The sequence below is a fragment of the Aeromonas sp. ANP5 genome, assembly GCF_963870295.1.
Lineage (GTDB): Bacteria > Pseudomonadota > Gammaproteobacteria > Enterobacterales > Aeromonadaceae > Aeromonas > Aeromonas veronii.
Genome location: NZ_CAWMRY010000001.1, coordinates 158911 through 178604 on the forward strand (window position 1 = coordinate 158911; position 19694 = coordinate 178604).

Genomic DNA, 19694 nt, shown 5'->3' on the forward strand with positions numbered 1-19694 from the left:
CCCGTCTGCCTTTGTGCATTTACTTGGTCTGCTACACCAGCTTGAGGCGCCGGTTGGTGCGCCCGCAAGCGCTCGGTTTGGCGAGCCAGTGACCTTGCCAGTCGGTGGCTAGCCGCAGCAGCGGATACTCCAGATCGAGCCGGGTCACCACCAGCTGGCCTGTTTCATCGCCACTCACGGGATTGCCGCTGGCGGGATCGATGATCTCGATGATGCAGCTCTCGTTGACGATAAAGCCCTGACCGGGCTGACTCTCGTAGGCTACCACCCCCACATCCTGCCACACCAGACAGTTGAGGGCCGCAATGCCATGAATGGCGCGCAGTGGTGCCGTTTCAGGATGGGTGGCTTCGCACAGTAGGGCGCGGCGCAGCGAGTCGCTCGGGATCTCCGCCGCTTCGGCCGCTTCCAGCAGGTCGAGCAGGGTCACCAGCGGGCCGACATAGCCGGTGGGTTGATAGCGCAGCAGTGCCTCCAGCTGGCGCTGGGTATCGTGGGGCCCGCAGGGTACCACGGGAGCCCCCAGCTGGCGGGCGCCGTTATCGAAGATAAAGGCGGTGGGGCCAGCATGATAGTCGTGGCCGTTGAGCATCACTTCCCCCGCCTTGAAACCGGCGGCAAACAGCGCCCGGGCGGCGCCCCACCAGTCAGCACCCGCATACTCGGGTATGGCCAGCTGGCCCGGACAGGAGAAGACCCGCAGCGCCTGACTGGCCGGACGGCCGGTGAGACCGGCAAAGGGGGGATGAGCTTGCTGAGCGGCAAAGAGCTCTTTGCTATCGAGCAGTGGCAGGGTGGCCAGCTCTGCCAGGTCCTCGAGGCGGCACTGGCGATAGGCGCTGGAGTAACCGGCGCAATATTGACTGACATGGGTAAGCTGATGATTGAGCTGGTCCAGTTGCTGCTGTTCGCGCATGGCGGGGGGACGAATTTCCAGACCATCGTAATAGTGTTGCATGGGGCCTCCTGGCGCCGTGAAACCAGCTCAAGAGTAGTCTGCCCAAGGGGAAAATGCCTGCCGCTATCCATGGTCAGGCTCAGAGCCGCTGTTAGGCGGCATCGTCACTCTGGGATAAACTGGCGACTTCCCATCACGACTCAGGACGAGAAATCATGATTGCTGTAGGACAACCCCTGCCTGCGGGCGAATTTACCTTTATCACCGCCGAGGGCAAGCAACTGCGGGATAGCCAGACGCTGTTCGCCGGTAAAAAAGTGGTGCTGTTTGCGGTACCCGGCGCCTTTACTCCCACCTGCTCCAATGCCCATCTGCCCGGCTATGTGGTGCTGGCCGATCAGTTTATGGCCAAAGGGGTGGATGCCATCTGTTGTCTGTCGGTCAACGACGCTTTCGTGATGCGGGCCTGGCAGATGGCCCAGAATGCAGAGGCGATCACCATGCTGGCGGATGGCGATGGCAGCTGGACCCGGGCGCTGGGCCTTGCCAAGGAGACCGGTGCCTTTGGCGGCGTGCGCGCCCAGCGCTTTGCGTTGATCGCCAACGATGGTGTGGTCGAGCAGCTGTTTGTGGAGGCGCCGGGCAAGTTTGAGGTCTCCGATGCCGCGAGCCTGCTGGCTGCACTGTGAAATGTTAATCACGGTTTGATTTCCCCTTGAAATGGGAGGTGGCACAGCTACACTGGCGCCACTTTCCCATGGTGCCTGCCCGTTCGGGCTGGCGCTTCGTTGCAGATAACAAGAGATGAAGATCCTATGACCCTGGCTTTTGTTGCCCTGATTGCCGGACTGGCGCTGCTGGTCTGGAGTGCAGACAAGTTTGTCGACGGTGCCGCCGCCACTGCCCGTTATGCGGGGATGCCGCCGCTGCTGATCGGCATGGTGATCATCGGTTTTGGTACCTCGGCCCCGGAGATGGTGGTCTCGGCGCTGGCGGCGTCACAGGGCAATCCCGGGTTGGCGCTTGGCAATGCCTATGGCTCCAACATCACCAATATCGCGCTGATCCTGGGTCTGACAGCACTGATCAGCCCTATCGCGGTGGCCTCTCAGGTTGTGCGCAAGGAGATCCCGATCCTGCTCGGTATTACCCTGCTCTCCGGCGCCCTGCTGATTGATGGTCATCTGGGCCGGATGGATGCGGTCATTCTGGGGGCCGTCTTCGTTGCCCTGATGGGCTGGTCCATCTGGGCTGGCATGAATGGCAAGGGAGATGCGCTGGATACCGAGACCGCTGAGGATATCGAGAGCGAGGGAATGTCCCTCAAGAGCGCTATCTTCTGGCTGGTGGTCGGGCTGGTGCTGCTGATCGGTGCTTCCCGTCTGCTGGTCTGGGGGGCGGTGACCATCGCTCAGGCGCTCGGTATCAGCGATCTGGTGATTGGTCTCACCATAGTCGCGGTAGGAACTTCCCTGCCAGAGCTGGCCTCGTCCCTCATTGCCATTCGCAAGAACGAGCATGATCTGGCCCTTGGCAACGTGCTCGGCTCCAACCTGTTCAACACCCTGGCGGTGGTGGGGATCGCGGCGGGCATCCACCCGCTCGATGTGGCGCCGGAGGTGCTCACCCGTGACTGGAGCATCATGATGGGGCTGACTCTGCTGCTGCTGGTGATGTGTCTGGGCCGCAAGGGGCAGGGCCGCATCAACCGGCTGGAGGGGGGCGTGCTGCTGACCTGCTTCGTCGCCTACACCGGCTGGCTGCTGACCAGTCAGTTTATTTGATAGGGGTTGGTGAAATGAGAGAGGGGGAAGCGCAAGCTTCCCCCTCTTGTTTTTGCCCAGTGAACCTGTTGGCGAGCGAGCGGTGTGCTCAGGCTACTGCCACCAGCTTCTGCCCCTTCTGGCTGCTGTCCAGAATGAGGATGCTGGCCTTGGGGAAGAAGTTGAAGGTGGAGGCGGAGGCCCAGGTGTAGGCGCCCATCACCTTGCCAACCACCAACTCGCCGATAGCCAGATCCGGCAACATGATGCCATCGCGGATCACATCCACGCTGTCGCAGGTGGGGCCGGAGAGCACCGAGTTGTGCTGCTCGCCACTGGCATAAGGCGTGCTCACCGGATAGGTGACGTGGTCATAGAGCTGGCCGTTGTAGCTGCCGTAGAGGCCGTCATCCAGGTAGTACCAGATCTTGTCGCCACGGTGGGCCTTGCCCATCACGCTGGATACCGAAGTCATGGCCGGCGCGCTGATAAAGCGGCCCGGTTCGGCAATCTTCTGCACGGTAGCGGGCAGCTTGGCCAGCGCTTCGCGGATCGGCGCGCAGAAACCGTCGATATCGAACTCGCCCCCTTCATAATCCACAGGGAAACCGCCGCCGATATCCAGCACCCAGGGCTTGAGCCCAAGCGCCCAGGCCTGCTCCATGATCTCGCGGCAGGCGTCGATGGCCTGCACATGGCGACGGGCGTGGGGTACCTGGGAGCCGACGTGGAACGACAGCCCCATCACCTTGATCCCCTTGGCGTGGGCCAGTTGCAGCAGTGGCAGCGCCTGCTCCGGAGTGCAGCCGAACTTTTTGGAGAGATCGACCTTGGTCTCGGGGTTGGGGAAGCTGACCCGCAGCAGCAGTTTCACTTCGTCCTTGTAGGGAATGAACTTTTCCAGCTCCAGCGGGTTGTCGTAGACAAACACTGTGCAGCCAAACTCCAGCGCATAACGGATATCGCTGTCGCGCTTGATGGGATGGGTATGAATGCAACGTCCCGGGCGAACCCCCTGACTGCGCACCAGATCCACTTCGCCATTGGTGGCCAGATCGAAACAGGCCCCCTCTTCCTTCAAGACAGAGACCACCGCCTCATGGGGCAGGGGTTTGAGTGCATAGTGCAATCGTACATCGGGCAGGGCGGCGGCCAGGGCCCGATACTGTTTGCGGACGGCTGCCTTGTCGAGCAGCAGCAGGGGGGAGCCGAATTGTTCAACCAGCTGACGGTAATCTTGTGCGACCACATCTTTTGCAACCAGGGCGTCGTTCATTCTCTTTTGGTCATCCTTAGGGGGCGTGATATGCCCAAGCCATATGCGATTGAACCGGCGACGGCCGGGTCAGGCGAGCGGTCCGGTGGGACCAACCGAACACAGTGCATAAATTGATAGCAAAGTGCTTGGTTATGCAGCGGATTATCGGCTTATTGATTCTGTGTGCAAGCATTTTGATTGGATATGTCGGCAAGATTTTCTTGGCGAAACGAGAGGGATCACTGTTCTCTATCCGCCATTTTTCCCGTTTGGGCCACATTTGATCCGTGAAAGCCTAACTTGTTGATAGTTAACTAACATTTAACATTCTTGCTGCAATTCTGGTGGTCACTAAAAAAATATAAATGGGGGCGGCCAAGTGCGAGACAGCTCACATTTTTTGGATTAACATGCCGACTTCCTAATCCAAACTAGTTCGGATGAAGGTAGCAGGAGAGCGATGGGCAACCATCCACCGAAGAAGTGAATCTTTCAGGTACCGGGCAACCGGTGTGGACTGCTACTGGACGATACTCTGGAGAGACCCGTTAAATCGGGCGCCGAAGGAGCAAGGCACCATGACTACCCGCAAGGGCAGGCTGGCGCCGGAAACTCTCAGGCAAAAGGACAGAGGGGATGGGATGGTTGTACCTGGGCTTGGCCCGCATCCGATCGCCTCTGGCCGATCGCGACACCTATGGGAAGATCATCCTTCTCCTCCTTAATTTCTGTTTCTTAAGGAGGATGCATGTCATCAATTCAATCGGCGTTAACCGCCATCGATAGTTTTATCTGGGGTCCACCCCTGCTGATCCTGCTGGTCGGGACCGGTATCTATCTCACCCTGCGTCTGGGTCTGCTTCAGGTGGTGCGCTTGCCGCTCGCTCTGCGGCTGGTCTTTGGTCGCGATCAGGGGCAGGGCAAGCAGGGGGATGTCTCCAGCTTCGGCGCCCTCTGTACCGCTCTCTCTGCCACCATCGGTACCGGCAACATCGTCGGGGTGGCTACCGCCATCAAGCTCGGCGGCCCCGGTGCCCTGTTCTGGATGTGGATGGCGGCGCTGTTCGGCATGGCCACCAAGTACGCCGAGTGTCTGCTGGCGGTGAAATATCGCGAGCAGGATGCCAACGGCCAGATGGCTGGCGGCCCCATGTACTATCTGGAGAAGGGGCTCGGTTCCAAGTCGCTCGCCAAGCTGTTTGCCCTGTTCGGCATCGGCGTCGCCTTCTTCGGCATCGGTACCTTCCCGCAGGTCAATGCTATCTCAGACGCCATGAGCCTCTCCTTCTCGGTGCCCCGTGAGGCGACCGCCGTGGTGCTGACCCTGATCGTGGCGCTGGTGACCCTGGGGGGGATCAAGTCCATCTCCAGCGTGTCGAGCAAGGTGGTGCCCTTCATGGCCATCTTCTACATCGTCGCCTGTCTGGGTGTGCTGGTGAACAACGCCAGCGCCTTGCCCGATGCCGTCATGCTGGTTATCGAGAGTGCCTTCACCGGCCATGCGGCGACCGGCGGCTTCGTCGGTGCCAGCATCATGCTGGCCATTCAGTCCGGGGTGGCGCGCGGGGTTTTCTCCAACGAGTCAGGTCTGGGCTCTGCACCCATCGCGGCGGCGGCGGCCAAGACCGATTCCTGCGTGGAGCAGGGGCTGGTCTCCATGACAGGTACCTTCATCGACACCATCATCATCTGCACCATGACCGGCCTGACCCTGGTGGTGACCGGCGTGTGGAGCGGCGATGCAAGCGGTGCGGCCATGACCAGTCTGGCCTTTGCCCAGGGGCTCGATGCCCATGTTGGCCAGTATCTGGTGAGCATTGGCCTGCTGTTCTTCGCCTTTACCACCATCCTTGGCTGGAACTACTACGGCGAGCGCTGCACCGAATACCTGTTCGGGGTTAAGGCGATCAAGCCCTATCGTCTGGTCTATCTGGCGCTGGTGGCGAGCGGCGCCTTCCTCCATCTGGATATGATTTGGCTGCTGGCCGATATCGTTAACGGCCTGATGGCGGTGCCCAACCTCATCGGCCTGATTGGCCTGCGCCATGTGGTGATCGCCGAGACCCGCGCCTACTTTAGCCGGGATCTGGATAGCGAAGCCGAGCCGGAGCCGCAGACGGCCTGAACGCCTCAGCCCGTTTCACGTTCCCATTGAAAAGAACAAGCCACGACTCCGGTCGTGGCTTTTTTTGTGCGCAGTGTCTATGGACGGGGACTTTCCCTCTCCCTTCGGGATAAGATCAGGATGAGGGGGATAGCCCCTTGCTCAGCAGGCTATCCAGACGTGCTCGCACTTTCTCCACCAGTGCCTGATCGCTACCGCGCCAATCGATGCAGCTTGCCAGCGTGGTGGAGGTTCTCGCCATAAAACGCAGTTCGCCGCCCGCCAGCTCGTAGAAGCGGCTCGCCATTCTGGTTCCCTCATCCACATCACCCGCCACCAGCAGCATGGCTTGTGCCAGCACGGCGCCCTGGTGATCCTGCCCCGGTGCCAGCCAGCGCTGGGCAGTGCCGGTGATCTTGCGTCCCCCGATCACCAGATTGTACTGACCATCGCAAAAGGAGCCGGGCACGAAGTCATAGCTTCCCTCAAGGCCGTACTCCGCCAACAGGGTCAGCAGCGGCGCCCCCAGCAGCCGGTAGTAGTGGGCGAGATCTGTGGTGGTGCGGGGCAGCAGCAGGGATAGGTTGAGGATCCCCGCCCCGTGGGGCACGGCGGTGCCGCCGCTGTCGCGCACATGTACCGGCCAGCCTTCAGCTGCAAGTTGCTGGCAGGCGGCTTCGTAATGGGGGAGGCGAGTATCCTTGCGAGTGACAATCAGGCATTGGGGGGCCTGCCAGAGGTGAGCGCGGGGCTGACCGTCATGGGCGCAGTCGCGCAGCCAGTGCTGCTCTTGTGCCAGTATCTGTGCGGGTGAAGCGGTATCGGGGAGGGGAGAGAGCAGGCGATAGGGCATGGCGGCATCCTCAAAAAAGGCTGCCCAGCACACTACCCGTGGCGACTGGCAAGGTAAAGCCCCGCAGTGCGGGGCTTGAGTCTGCTATCGGTTGATTACGTCTCAGGAGTGGCGCGCTTCGCGCTTGGGCAGCAGCAGGTTGAGCACGATGGCGGTAATGCCACCGGTGGCGACGCCGTAGGAGAGCACGCTCTTGGCCAGCTCCGGCAGGTGTTGCAGCACTTCCGGCACCTGCGCGACCCCCAGCCCCATGGCCAGCGACACTGCCAGGATCATCAGGGCGCGGCGATCCAGCTCCTCGCGGGCAATGATGCGCACCCCGGCGGCGGCGATGGTGCCAAACATGACGATGGTCGCTCCGCCCAGCACGGGCTCGGGGATCTGTTGCACCAGACTCGCGACAGCCGGGAACAGGCCGAGCAGGGCCAGCATGGCGGCGATAAAGAGACCGACGTGACGGCTGGCGACGCCGGTCAGCTGAATGACGCCGTTATTCTGGGCGAAGGTGGACATGGGGAAGGTGGAGAACACCGCCGCCAGCATGGAGTTGGCGCCATCAGCCAGCACGCCGCCTTTGATACGCTCCATATAGACAGGCCCTTCCAGTGGCTCGCCGGAGATGTCCGAGGTGGCGGTCATGTCGCCGATCGCTTCGAGCGCCGTCACCACGAAGATGATGGCGAGCGGCACGAACAGCTGCCAGTCAAAGCCGAGACCGTAGTGAAGCGGAATGGGCACCATCACTAGCGGGCCGTCGAAGGTGGGGGCGCTCACTTTGCCCAGCAGCAGGGCCACTGCATAGCCCGCCAGCATGGCGATCATGATGGCGGAGAGGCGCAACCAGGGGTTGCGACTGCGTTGCAGCAACACGATAAGGCCGAGCACCAGCAGGGAGAGGAAGAGGTTGGTGTGACTGGCGAAGCTGCCATCAGAGAGGGCTGCATAGCCGCCGCCCATGCTGATCAGGCCCACTTTGATCAGGGTCAGACCGATCAGCAGCACCACTATACCGGTGACCAGCGGGGTGATGATCCGTTTCACCAGATGGAGGAAGCGGCTCATCACCACGATAGTGAGTGCGGCAACCATCATGGTGCCAAACAATGTGCCCAACAGATCCTCGGTGGGCATGGCGGCCTGTTTGAGTGCGAGACCGGAGGCGATGATGGGGCCGAGGAAGTTGAAGCTGGTACCTTGCACCGAGAGCAGGCCGGAACCGATGGGGCCGAAGCGGCGGGTTTGAATGAAGGAGGCGATGCCGGACATGACCAGCGACATGGAGACGATATAACGGGTGTCGGCGGCAGGGAGGCCGAGGGCATTGGCGATAATCAGGGGCGGGGTAATGATGGCGACAAACATGGCGAGCATATGCTGCAGGGCGGCGAACAGCGTCTGGGGCAGAGGTGGGACATCCTCTATGCCATAGACCAGTTCGCTATGGGCTCGCCTGGGTGGATGTGCCTCTCGATTGGCGCGTGTGACAGCAGCCTGTTCCATAAGTACCTCGAATTGTGTGGGGAGGGGGAGAAAATTGGGCGCTATTGTAGTGATTGAAATGAGGCTGACCAGCGCTAATTATGCAAAAAAAGGTTTATTTTTTGATGGGTTGAAACGTTTGCGCGCTGCGATTATCATCTGTCGGTTTGTGTGACCGACCTCTCCTTTTTATTCTCCCCGCTAATGACAATTTTACCACTTTGTAGGTGTAGAATGAGCCCTCAGTATTCATCGTGGAGACTCTGGATGCTCAAGTTGTCAGAGTTCTGGAGTGCGAGGGTTCACTCCGAAGACTTTACTCGTACTCGCATGGGCTTTATGACGGTGCGTTTGCGCCTGCTGACCTGCTTGCTGATGCTCGGATTGCCCGCCTGGGCCGTGGTGGATTGGTTGACCTTGCCCGCCGTTCATTTCGAGCAGCTATTCCAGGCCAGGATCTTCTGCACCCTGGCGCTCTCGCCACTTATTCCGCTCTCGTACCTCATCCACTTCAAGCGGGAACGGATGAAGCTGGCCCTTGGCTACCTGATGGCCGTGATGATGCTCTTCTCCCTCTTCTGCCTGAACAGCTTTGGCGCCGGACAGGAGTTGCAGGCGGGCTATGCTGCCTTTCCCTATCTGCTGATCACCCTGTTTGCCATCTTCCCCATCCCTCTCTCCCTCGGCTTGCAACTGGCTGGTGTGGTGCTGGTGACTATGCTGCTGGGTCACTGGCTGCTGGTGGGGCAGAGCATCTGGAGTCAGGCCACCCTGAATCAGGTGTGGGTGCTCGGCATGTTTACCATGGCCAGTTGCTGGGTGCAGTGCGGCCAACTCAACATGCTGCTGCGGCTCTATCGGGAATCGACCACCGATGAGCTGACCGGCATGATGAACCGCCGCCTGCTGATGAAGCAGCTGGAGCAGGCCAGAATCCGGCTGCAACTCAAGAAGAAGTCCTTTGCGGTGATGCTGCTGGATCTCGATCGCTTCAAGCGGATCAACGATATCTACGGCCATCTGGCGGGGGATGCGGTGCTCAAGGAGGTGGCTACCACCCTGGGCGAGCAGCTGGAGCCTGACATGGTGCTGGGGCGTTATGGCGGCGAAGAGTTTGCCATCCTGATGCACAACTGCGCCGATCCGGCGCTGGTGAGCAAAATGGCCGAGCGGCTGCGCATTGCCGTCGAGGCGCGGCTGGTGAAGAGTCCCACCTCGGACGAATTGCTGGAGGTGACGGTGAGTATCGGGATTGCCATGGCTCGTGCCGATGACACCATCGATATTCTGATCAACCGTGCCGACGAGTGCCTCTATCAGGCCAAGATGGCGGGACGCAACTGCGTAGTGGTCGAGGGGCAGAACCGCGCAAAAACAGATGCCGCCTGAGGGCGGCATCCTGTTGGCAATGAGCTAGCGAGATCAGGCCAGCTTGTACTTGCCGGAGAGCTGCTGGGCCAGCAGCTTGAACATGTTGAAGACCGCCATGGTCTTGCCGGTTGGGGTACCATCTTCGGCCAGGAAATACTCCCCCTTGAACACCAGAATATCCCCCTTCTGCTCCACCGAATCGGCGCGCATACCGTGGATGAAGTCTTCATGCTCTTTGATGATCTTGTTGGCCATCTCAAGCAGGGCCGTCTCGGTGATCAGCTCTTTCTGTGGTTGCATGCTCGTCTCCTTAAACGACTACTGGACAGGGAAACCGTGGATCCCTGTCTCTGATTGAAGAGGCGCCCAGCATACTGCAAACAGGGTTTTTCTGTCATTGATATGACCCCGATTTGTGGCTGTTTATCCGATCACCAGATTCTTCAACCAGCAGCGCTGGCGAATACGGCGCTGCACCAGCAGCACCTTGCTAAGCTCCTCAAGCAAGACCACCGCCACCACCCAGGAGAGGGGCCAGCCGAGCAGCGTGACCGCCACCCAGGCGAGCGGGATGCCGATGCACCACATGCCGACAATATCGATGAAGATGCTGTAGTTCACATCGCCGCCAGAGCGCAGCACTCCGATGATCCCCACCATGTTGAACACCTTGAGCAGCATCCCGAGGTACATGATGCCGAGCACCTGTCCCGCCTCCGTCATCAGCTCGGGGGGCAGGTTGCCGACCCACTGCAGCAGGTTGGCTTGCAGCAGCCAGACGATGATCCCCACCAGCAGCGCGCCAATCGGTGCCAGCAGCAGGAACAGCTGGGAGTGCTGCCAGGCAATCTCGTACTCCTCGGCCCCGAGCCGGTGGCCGAGCAGGGTGGAGCAGGCCACCGCCAGTCCGAAGAAGAGGGAGATCAGGATGCTCTCCAGGGTGCCGAGTGTGGTCATGATGGCCAGCGAATCGGTGCCAAGATGGGCGTAAAGAAAGCCGTAAATCAGCATGCCGAATGCCCAGAGGCCGTCGTGGAACAGCAGCGGCAGGGCGATCAGGGTAAAGCGCACCACCTCCTTGCGCTTGAAGGCGGCCAGCCAGTCTGGTGCGCGCGGGATCAGGCGTGCCTCATAACGCTTTACGTAGAGCAGCAGCAGGGCTGTCTGCAGCAGTCGGGAAATGGTGGTGCCCCAGGCCGAGCCGGCCACCCCCATCGCCTCGAAGCCGAAGTGACCGAAGATGAGGGCGTAGTTGAGGATGACGTTGGCGATGATGGCGATAATGCCGATGCGGGTCGGCGCAGCGGCATTGCCGACCGAGCGCAGGGCTGATTCCAGCGGCACCACGATGGCGGTACAGAGGATGGTGGCGCCGGTGATCATCAGGAATTGATCTGCCAGTGCCCGCAGCGCCGGATCCTGACTGGCAAAACCGAGTACGCTGCCCGGTGATAACACATAGATGAAGGCAAAGGGCAGGGTGACCAGCAGGGCGCCCACTATGGCCAGCGCCAGGGAGCGGCGTACCCCGGCCATCTCCCCGCGCCCGAAGTATTGTGCTGCCAATACCGAGACCCCGCCCGCGAGGCCCGCTATCACCAGCAGATTGAAAAAGAAGACCCGGTTACCCAAGCCGACCGCCGCCACAGCCGTGGTGCCAAGCTGGCTCACCATCATGATATCGATGAGGCCGAGCAGGGAGAACATCATGGATTGCAGCGAGACAGGCAGGGCCAGCCGCCACAATCGGGTCATGAACTCGCGATCGGTGGTTTGTTTTAAAATCGCTTGCCAATAATTCATAGTTGTTAACCGGGTATGAGAAAAGCAAGGTTTGTCAGGGGTATGATAGGGGCTGATGAGGCTCTTCTCACTGTGAGTAGCTCTCGATTTTCTTGTGTAAAACTATCCTGTTGAGGTGTTATGCCATTTGCCAGCGAGTGTCTGGAGATAGCGCCAGCCTGTGAAGAGCAGATGCTGGGACGTGAAGGGCTGCCCCTGCTCGGCGAGGCGGGGATCTTCCTGACCGGCCTCTCCCGGGTGCGTGATCACTACCTCATCCGTCGCAATCGCCCCGAGTTTCACATCCTGATGGTGAGTCACGATGAGGGTGGCGCGCTGCTTACCGACGAGGGTGAGCAAGCCATTCCGGCCGGATCGCTGATTTTCCTGCCCGCCGCCGTGCCTGGCGGTCTCAAGCTGATTGGCGAAAGCTGGCAGATCAGCTGGATTTTGCTCGATGACGTGCCGCGCTGGCAGCACCTGCATCGCCTTGGTCACCGTATCTGGCAAGGGGATGGCGGCGATCAGCTCTACCATCTGCTCAACCTGATGCAGGGGGAAGGGGTTCGCTCTTCGCTGCAACCTCAACTGCTCAGCCTGTTGCTGGCGCTGCTGGAGCGCACCCTGCAAGGGGAGGTGCGCGGTACCCCTGAACTCAGGTTGCAGGCACTGTTTCGCCGGGTGGAGGCGCGCCTGGACGAACCCTGGAGTGTCGCCCTGCTGGCCCGACAGATGGCTTGCTCTGTACCCCATCTGCACCGGCTTTGTCAGCAAGCGTTCGGTATGGGGCCGATGGCGAGGGTGACCGAGCTCAGAATGAACAAGGCGCGCCAGCTGCTGCTCTATACCAACTGGCCACTTGGCGAGCTGGCGGCCCGGGTCGGTTACAGCGATGGGGCCAACTTTGCCAACCGCTTTCGTCGTCTGACTGGTCAGACCCCCGGCGCCTTTCGTCGACTGGGTCGCAAACCTTTTGCAACGGATGTGCAAACTCTTTGAAATTAATGAGACAAGCCCCTAGGATCGGCGGGTCCCTGCGTCTAGCTAACCGTTTAGGTACCAAGATCCATGTTTGAAGATAATAACCAGAAACGTCCTCTCTACATTCCCTACGCCGGTCCCGCCCTGCTGGAGACCCCTTTGCTCAACAAGGGCAGCGCCTTCACCAGCGAAGAGCGCAGCAACTTCAACCTCGAAGGTCTGTTGCCCCAGAATATCGAGACCATCGAAGAGCAGGCCGAGCGCGCCTATCGCCAGTTCATGGCGTTTGGCAACGACATGGACAAGCACATCTACCTGCGCAACATCCAGGATACCAACGAGACGCTCTTCTACCGTCTGCTGCACAACCACCTGACCGAGATGCTGCCCATCATCTACACCCCGACGGTGGGCAAGGCGTGCGAGGAGTTCTCCAACATCTATCGTCGCGCCCGTGGCCTGTTTATCTCCTATCCGGACAAGGACAGGATCGATGACATGCTGCAAAACGCCACCAAGCAGAACGTCAAGGTGATCGTGGTGACCGATGGTGAGCGGATCCTGGGTCTGGGTGATCAGGGGATCGGCGGCATGGGCATTCCCATCGGCAAGCTCTCCCTCTACACCGCCTGTGGCGGCATTTCGCCCGCCTACTGCCTGCCGGTGGTGCTGGATGTGGGCACCAACAACCAGCAACTGCTGAATGACCCCTTCTATATGGGGTGGCGCAATCCGCGTATCTCGGGGGATGAGTACGCCGAGTTTGTCGATGCCTTCATTCAGGCGGTCAAGCGCCGCTGGCCCGATATCCTGCTGCAGTTTGAGGATTTCGCCCAGAACAACGCCATGCCACTGCTCAACCGCTACAAGAACGAGCTCTGCTGCTTCAACGACGATATTCAGGGTACTGCTGCCGTGACCCTGGGCAGCCTCATCGCCGCCTGCAAGGCCTCCGGCGCCAAGCTCTCCGAGAAGCGGGTTGCCTTCCTCGGGGCGGGCAGCGCCGGTTGCGGCATTGCCGAGCAGATCGTGGCGCAGATGAAGGCCGAAGGGCTGACCGATGCCCAGGCCCGCAGCCGGGTATTTATGGTGGACCGCTTTGGTCTTATCACCGACAAGATCCCCAACCAGCTCGACTTCCAGCGCCGTCTCTCCCAACCGGTGGAGCGCATCGCCGACTGGCCGGTGGGTGACAACATCTCCCTGCTGGAGGTGATGGAGCATGGTCGCCCGGACATCCTGATCGGGGTCTCCGGCCAGCCGGGGCTGTTTACCGAAGAGGTGGTCAAGACCATGCACAAGCACTGTGCCCGTCCCATCATCTTCCCGCTCTCCAACCCTACCTCACGGGTCGAGGCGACGCCGGCAGACCTTATCCGCTGGACCGACGGTCAGGCGCTGGTGGCCACCGGCAGTCCGTTTGCACCGGTGGAGCACAAGGGTAAGCGCTACGTCATCGCCCAGTGCAACAACTCCTTCATCTTCCCGGGGATCGGCCTTGGCGTTATCGCCTCCGGCGCCACCCGGGTGACTGACGCCATGCTGATGTCGGCCAGTCGCGCGCTGGCGGAGTGCTCGCCGCTGGTAAAAGGGGAGGAGGGCTCCCTGCTGCCAGATCTGGCGGATATCCATCAGGTCTCCCGCTACATCGCCAAGATGGTGGCCAAGACCGCCATGCTGCAGGGCAAGGCGGTGCAGACCCCGGACGAGGTGATCGATCAGGCTATCGAGGCAAACTTCTGGCATCCGGAATATCGCCGCTACCGCCGCACCTCGTTCTGATTTCTGCGGGAAGTGGCAAAGCAAAAGGGATGCCTCGGCATCCCTTTTTGCATCCTGAGGGGATGCAGCTTCATCCCCTTGGTGTTGTCAGATGTGGTTACTGGGTCACTTGCTGCACGCCAGTGACGCGTACTTCTACGCGGCGATCCGGTGCCAGGCAGGAGATCAGCTGAGCCTTGCCTTTGACGCTGTTGCACTGGGTACCGGTGACCGGATTGGCTTCACCGCGACCTTCGATGGCAACTTTGCCAGCCGGCAGACCTTTGCCAACCAGGAAGTCGGCTACGGTACGGGCACGCGCTTCGGAGAGTTTCAGGTTGTAGGCATCAGAACCGATACGGTCGGTGTAACCGACGACCACGGCGCTGCCATCTTTCGGCTGAACATCAACGATCTGCTGATACAGGGTGTTCAGCGCTGCGACACCTTCTGGCTTGAGGGTGGATTTGCCAAAGGCAAATAGCACGTCAGAGCTCAGGGCGAAGTTCTTGTCGACCAGTACCGGCTCGGGAACCGGCTCAGGCGCAGGGGCGGCAACCGGGGCAACATAAGAGGTGCGGTTCGGGTGCATCACCAGCTCCAGGGTCGCGATGCTCATGTCGCTCTCCCAGGTTTTCTGCTCGTCACCCAGATTCCACAGATAGCGGTAGCGTGCCTGCACATCGATAAGGTCGGAGAGCTTGGCAGTCAGACCCAGACCCGCCAGCGGTGCAGTGCCGTTGTCGCTGTTGCCATTGCCGTTGACGTGATTGAAGTAGGCACCACCTTCAGCAAACACCGAGAAGATGTCGCCCAGCGGCAGGCGGGCGATACCGGAGAGGGTGGCACCCTGGGTTTTGAAATCGGCACCGTCCACGCCCGCTTTACCGGCGTAGAGGTAGCCCAGTTCAGCTGCGTAGTAGTCGTTGAAGTTGTAACCGCCGAACAGGCTCAGCGCAGTGGCGTCTTTGTCAGTGTCTTTGCCAAAATCATCCAGACCGTGGGCATAAGCCCAACCTGCACCAACACCGGTGTACCAGTCATCGGCAGCCTGAGCTGTGGTACCTGCGGCGGCGAGCGCCAGTGCAATCAGGGTAGGAGCCATTTTGAGTTTCATCGGTTTATCCTCGTTGTGTTAGCCCATGTCGGGCAATGCACTTGTTTTTATTGCTGCGAAAAATCGCCAGCAAAGTGGATAGCGAAGGCTTTGGACTCTCATGATGCATTGGCGTCATGGACAACAGACCGGACAAGAAGCGCTTTTTAGTGCTTATCCAATACCTTACAGGCGCAACTACTTTATGCTTTCGAGACGGGGCAGGCAAGGGCAGGGAGGCGGGAGTGAGGGATGCAAGCGAAAACGAGACAAACAAAAAGGGATGCCGCAGCATCCCTTTTTTTCGCACTATCTGAACGAGGTCAGATTATTGCTGAACTTCTTGTACGCCAGATACGCGAACTTCTACGCGACGATCCGGAGCCAGGCAGGAGATCAGTTGAGCTTTAGCGGTTACGCCGTTGCACTTGGTGCCGGTAACCGGATTGGCTTCGCCACGACCTTCGATGGCCACTTTACTGGCGGCCATACCTTTGCTTACCAGGAAGTTGGCAACGGTACGGGCACGGGCTTCAGACAGCTTCTGGTTGTAAGCGTCGGAACCGATACGGTCGGTGTAACCAACAACAACAGCGTTGCCATCTTTCGGCTGGAACTCAACGATTTGCTGATACAGACCGTTCAGGGCTGCAACGCCTTCCGGCTTCAGGGTGTCTTTGCCGAAGGCAAACAGCACGTCTGAGTTCAGGGCGAAGTTCTTCTCTACCACTTGCGGAGCAGGAGCCGGCGCTTCTTCAACTACCGGAGCAGCTACCGGAGCTACGTAGGAAGTACGGAACGGGTGGTATACCGCTTCCAGAGTAGCGATGCTCTGGTTGGCTTTGTAACGCTCACCGTTGGCGTGCAGGTCAGCCACGTCCCACATGTAGCGGTAGCGAGCTTGCAGATCCAGCGCGTCATTTACCTTGTAAGTCACACCAGCACCGGCCAGCGGGGAAACTTTAGTGTCGCTGGTACCCAGACCATCGGTGTGACCCCAGTAGGCGCCGCCTTCAGCGAACAGGGAGAAGTCGTTGCCAACCGGCATACGGGCGATACCGGACAGGGTGGCGCCCTGGCTCTCGTAACGGTTGCCGTCGGTGTTGCCACGACCGGTGTACTGGTAGCCCAGTTCGGTACCGAAGTTCTCGGTGAAGTTGTAACCCATGAAGGCGTTGGCAGCCGCCGCGTCTTCCTGGCCTACATTGGTGCTTTCCAGCTTGTTCAGGCCGTTGAAGTGAGTAGCACCGACACCGGCACCGAAGTAGATGTCGTCAGCGGCGTGAGCAGCGGTAGCACCCAGAGCAGCCATGGCGATGGCGATCATGGAAGGAGCCATTTTCATCATAAAAAAATCCTCGTTGAGATCGCACGTTATTCACGTGCTTCACACTTTGTAATTTATGTAAGCTGCAGGCTCCGCCGTACGGCTGGCGTCGAGTCTGGCAGATGACCCGGTATAACCGGGTTGCACACTCTCCTGGTGTGTCGAGTGCGCTGGCATGGCACGCAATGCGTGAGAAACCACTGCCAGGCAACTGATGTCATTCCGATGACGAGGCGCACTCTATGCCGATTTTAAAACATGATCAAGCTCACAAATGAGCCTTGTGGCAAATTGTGTCGTGCCCTTAACTGGCTGTTTATTTTGATTAATTAGTGATCCAGATAGGCCCTGTGCAGTTTCTTCTCCAGCTTCATATAAGCCTTAACCCAGTCGCTATGCGGGCTGGCAGGATTCGCTCTGGCGGCAAAGACCGCGAGGTAATCTGCCTGGGTTGCGCTCTGCAGCAGGGGGGTAAATGTCATCAAGAAATGTCGGGCCAGATAGGGGTCAAGGGGCCAGATGTTGAGGATGGCGCGAGCCACAGGCTGAACCGCAGCTGAACAGATGAAGTGGCGGTGTCCCGCCTCCAGCCAGTCGGCCATCTCGCACATGCCCGATTCGGGCACCAGACCACCATCACCTTGAGTGGTTGCCAGAGCAATTGCCTGACCGTTTACCGTGATGAGCTGCTCATTGTTATGCAAGGTGCCGTCGTGGCTGCGCAGGGCCAGGTCCGGGCATGCCTGTTCAAGAAATAGACTGCAGCTCTCCGGCAGGGCGGCCAGCAGTTCGCTGGCGTGGCTGGACATCAAGGCCGGAAGCCAGAATGCTTCGGCGCGATATTGTTCACCTTGCAGGCGCTGTTGTGCCAGTTCTTCTGTGCTGGATACGGGGTGCAGGCGAGAGATAATGCCGGGAAACGCCATACTTATTCCTCTTAATGGGTATCCGGCGGATTATACGAGTTATTGGGGGGGCCACAATAAAGGTTTCTTTTCGAGACTGTTTACCTGAGGCGGCTGAGCGATTACCATCCCCCCTTGAAGGCAAGGGTTGTCGCCGAAAGGCGCTCATAAGATAGAGGCTCGACCATAACGAGTCCGAACAAAACTGATACACTTGACTACGAGTCGTCGCGAAAAATAAAAGGCGGAGTAAATCCGCCAAACGGAGTATGGAACATTATGAATTCAAATATCGTCACTGTTGGCAAGAAGATCCGTCAGATCCGTGAAGCGGTCGGTTTGAGCCGTCCGAAGTTTGCAGATTTGCTGGGTGTTCCTCCCACCACGCTGAAAAACTACGAGCTGGGTTACCGTGAAGTTGGGGGCGCCTTCCTGGTTGCCCTGGCGCACCACCCGGATCTGCACAAGTTCACCCTCTGGCTGCTGGCAGACAAGAAAGTCGCCGAAATCGGCCAGATTGGCCCGGATGACCTCGCCAAGGCGTGATCATCGATGTGAATAGAAATGCCGCCTTCGGGCGGTATTTTTTTGGGTTGCCGATCGATATTTTGATCTAACACGCTTTGAATTATCCATGCAGGCCAACGAGAATAAGCGGCCCCGAAAAGTGGGCCCCTGGTGGTATCTGGCCACCTGAACACTATTACATTCAGGATGATATGAGCAATCGTATGGAGTATGGGTATGAGCAGTAATGAGTTGGATAAACGCTATGGCCTGATGACTGCCATTGCGATGGTGGTCGGCGTGGTGATCGGCTCCGGTGTCTTCTTCAAGGCCGATGATGTACTGCGTCTGACTGGCGGTAATCTGGCCATTGCGCTGCTGGCATGGGCGCTGGGGGCATTTTCGATGATCTTCGGCGCGCTGGTGTTTGCCGAGTTTGCCCAGCGGATCGAAAAGTCCAACGGTATCGTCGATTATGCCGAAGCGGCATACGGCAAAATGTTTGGTTATCTGGTGGGGTGGTTTAAAGGCGTACTCTATTACGCCCCTCTTTCCGCCATCCTTGCCTGGGTCGCTGCTCTGTACACCATGATCTTGCTCGGTAGTGATAATCCGACCAACTCTGGTGCGACCTGGATACTGGCGGCTGTCTATATGACGGTCACCTATCTGATCAACTTCTACACCCCGGTCCTGGCGGGCAAGCTGCAAGTGGGCTCTACCCTGATCAAGTTGATCCCGCTGATCCTGGTTGCCATTGTGGGCACCATTTCAGGCTTGCTCAATGGTGTCACCGTGACCAACTTTGTGCAGGCAATGGATGGGATAGGAAGCACCGGAGGCACTCTGGCCACGGCCGTGGTTGCTACCGCCTTCGCTTATGAGGGGTGGATTGCCGCTGTGACCATCAACAGCGAAATTCGCGATTCCAAGAAGAATCTGCCCAGAGCGCTGGTGATTGGCACCCTGATAGTCTTTGTGGTCTATGTCACCTATTTTCTGGGGATCGCCAGCGTCTTGCCGACGGACGAGATAGTGGCGCAAGGGGATAACGCGGTAAATCTCGCGACAACCAGCCTGTTTGGCGGGACTGCCTCGACCATTTTGACCGTGTTCGTGATTATCTCCTGCCTCGGAACTCTCAATGGTCTGGTGTTGGCGACCATGCGCATTCCCTACTCGCTGGCGATCCGCAATCAGGGTCCTGCCCCCAAGTGGATGAGCCGTATCGAACCGCATCACCACATGCCAATCAACTCGGCCCTCGCGGCAGCGCTGTTGTCGGTGATCTACTCAGTGCTGTGGTACTGCAGCATCAACGAGACATTCGGTCGTTACATCGCCCTGGACGAGATGCCGATCGTGCTGATTTATGGCCTCTATCTGTTCCTCTATGTCTGGTACATGCGCACCTTTACCGAGTTGGGCTGGATAAAGCGGTTTGTGATCCCGACCTGCGCCACTTTGGGCGCGCTCATCATTCTGTATGGTGGTATCACCAATCCCAGTCTGGGACTCTATCTGCTGGTCTCTGTGGGGGTGATTCTGCTCGGGTTGCTCTTCTACCGTAAGGAGTGACCGGGTAAGTGAGTTGAAAAAAGCGCCGGAT

17 protein-coding genes and 1 riboswitch are annotated in these 19694 nt (G+C 59.2%); of the genes, 8 read left to right on the plus strand and 9 right to left on the minus strand.

Features of this window, described 5'->3' with window-relative positions; translation table 11 throughout:
• Window positions 1–31 precede the first annotated feature (31 nt).
• Complete coding sequence (locus AACT07_RS00700; RefSeq protein WP_069526297.1) at window positions 32–958, minus strand: phenylacetate--CoA ligase family protein; 927 nt, start codon at window positions 956–958, stop codon at window positions 32–34.
• A gap of 155 nt (window positions 959–1113) precedes the next feature.
• Here AACT07_RS00700 and AACT07_RS00705 point away from each other — a divergent pair, with 155 nt between their 5' ends.
• Both AACT07_RS00705 and AACT07_RS00710 read left to right on the plus strand, forming a co-directional pair.
• Entirely contained in the window at window positions 1114–1587 is a 474-nt protein-coding gene (locus AACT07_RS00705; protein ID WP_069526298.1) for a peroxiredoxin, read from the plus strand.
• Window positions 1588–1713: 126 nt separating this feature from the next.
• A complete protein-coding gene (locus AACT07_RS00710) occupies window positions 1714–2682 on the plus strand; it encodes a calcium/sodium antiporter (RefSeq protein WP_005343920.1) in 969 nt (322 codons plus the stop codon).
• An 88-nt stretch (window positions 2683–2770) separates the two neighbouring features.
• Here AACT07_RS00710 and AACT07_RS00715 read toward each other — a convergent pair whose 3' ends face one another.
• Window positions 2771–3937 (minus strand): type III PLP-dependent enzyme, encoded by a 1167-nt coding sequence (locus tag AACT07_RS00715; protein ID WP_058056704.1) that lies wholly within the window; start codon window positions 3935–3937, stop codon window positions 2771–2773.
• A gap of 507 nt (window positions 3938–4444) precedes the next feature.
• Window positions 4445–4560, plus strand: a riboswitch (glycine riboswitch).
• A gap of 107 nt (window positions 4561–4667) precedes the next feature.
• Here AACT07_RS00715 and AACT07_RS00720 point away from each other — a divergent pair.
• Window positions 4668–6044: an alanine/glycine:cation symporter family protein gene (locus AACT07_RS00720; protein ID WP_069526299.1), complete on the plus strand. Its 1377-nt coding sequence runs from the start codon at window positions 4668–4670 to the stop codon at window positions 6042–6044.
• 115 nt (window positions 6045–6159) lie between these two features.
• Here AACT07_RS00720 and AACT07_RS00725 read toward each other — a convergent pair whose 3' ends face one another.
• Together AACT07_RS00725 and AACT07_RS00730 are read right to left on the minus strand one after the other, a co-directional pair.
• Complete coding sequence (locus AACT07_RS00725; RefSeq protein WP_069526300.1) at window positions 6160–6876, minus strand: lipoyl protein ligase domain-containing protein; 717 nt, start codon at window positions 6874–6876, stop codon at window positions 6160–6162.
• Between the two features lie 102 nt (window positions 6877–6978).
• On the minus strand, window positions 6979–8376 hold the full coding sequence (locus AACT07_RS00730) for a nucleobase:cation symporter-2 family protein (RefSeq protein WP_040066712.1): 1398 nt from the start codon (window positions 8374–8376) through the stop codon (window positions 6979–6981).
• Between the two features lie 246 nt (window positions 8377–8622).
• Here AACT07_RS00730 and AACT07_RS00735 point away from each other — a divergent pair, with 246 nt between their 5' ends.
• Window positions 8623–9744, plus strand: coding sequence for a GGDEF domain-containing protein (locus tag AACT07_RS00735; RefSeq protein WP_069526301.1), 1122 nt, complete (start codon window positions 8623–8625; stop codon window positions 9742–9744).
• A gap of 33 nt (window positions 9745–9777) precedes the next feature.
• Here the strand turns inward: AACT07_RS00735 and AACT07_RS00740 are convergent, their stop codons facing one another.
• Both AACT07_RS00740 and AACT07_RS00745 read right to left on the minus strand, forming a co-directional pair.
• Window positions 9778–10026, minus strand: a complete 249-nt coding sequence (locus AACT07_RS00740; RefSeq protein WP_005338382.1) for a YciN family protein — start codon at window positions 10024–10026, stop codon at window positions 9778–9780.
• 123 nt (window positions 10027–10149) lie between these two features.
• The gene (locus tag AACT07_RS00745) at window positions 10150–11529 is read right to left on the minus strand and encodes an MATE family efflux transporter (RefSeq protein ID WP_069526302.1); all 1380 of its coding nucleotides are present in this window, start codon (window positions 11527–11529) and stop codon (window positions 10150–10152) included.
• Between the two features lie 120 nt (window positions 11530–11649).
• Here AACT07_RS00745 and AACT07_RS00750 point away from each other — a divergent pair, with 120 nt between their 5' ends.
• Both AACT07_RS00750 and AACT07_RS00755 read left to right on the plus strand, forming a co-directional pair.
• Window positions 11650–12507, plus strand: coding sequence for a helix-turn-helix transcriptional regulator (locus AACT07_RS00750; protein ID WP_069526303.1), 858 nt, complete (start codon window positions 11650–11652; stop codon window positions 12505–12507).
• 69 nt (window positions 12508–12576) lie between these two features.
• Window positions 12577–14271 (plus strand): NAD-dependent malic enzyme, encoded by a 1695-nt coding sequence (locus AACT07_RS00755; RefSeq protein WP_021229121.1) that lies wholly within the window; start codon window positions 12577–12579, stop codon window positions 14269–14271.
• A gap of 97 nt (window positions 14272–14368) precedes the next feature.
• Here AACT07_RS00755 and ompA (AACT07_RS00760) read toward each other — a convergent pair whose 3' ends face one another.
• The 3 genes from ompA (AACT07_RS00760) to AACT07_RS00770 all read right to left on the minus strand — a co-directional run bounded on the left by ompA (AACT07_RS00760) (window position 14369) and on the right by AACT07_RS00770 (window position 17599).
• On the minus strand, window positions 14369–15367 hold the full coding sequence (gene ompA / locus AACT07_RS00760) for a porin OmpA (RefSeq protein ID WP_069526304.1): 999 nt from the start codon (window positions 15365–15367) through the stop codon (window positions 14369–14371).
• Between the two features lie 307 nt (window positions 15368–15674).
• Entirely contained in the window at window positions 15675–16694 is a 1020-nt protein-coding gene (gene ompA, locus AACT07_RS00765) for a porin OmpA (RefSeq protein ID WP_013723997.1), read from the minus strand.
• A gap of 308 nt (window positions 16695–17002) precedes the next feature.
• Entirely contained in the window at window positions 17003–17599 is a 597-nt protein-coding gene (locus tag AACT07_RS00770; RefSeq protein ID WP_069526305.1) for a hypothetical protein, read from the minus strand.
• 258 nt (window positions 17600–17857) lie between these two features.
• Here AACT07_RS00770 and AACT07_RS00775 point away from each other — a divergent pair, with 258 nt between their 5' ends.
• Both AACT07_RS00775 and AACT07_RS00780 read left to right on the plus strand, forming a co-directional pair.
• A complete protein-coding gene (locus tag AACT07_RS00775; RefSeq protein WP_005338367.1) occupies window positions 17858–18124 on the plus strand; it encodes a helix-turn-helix domain-containing protein in 267 nt (88 codons plus the stop codon).
• A 198-nt stretch (window positions 18125–18322) separates the two neighbouring features.
• The gene (locus AACT07_RS00780) at window positions 18323–19663 is read left to right on the plus strand and encodes an APC family permease (RefSeq protein ID WP_005338365.1); all 1341 of its coding nucleotides are present in this window, start codon (window positions 18323–18325) and stop codon (window positions 19661–19663) included.
• The last annotated feature ends 31 nt before the right edge of the window (window positions 19664–19694 follow it).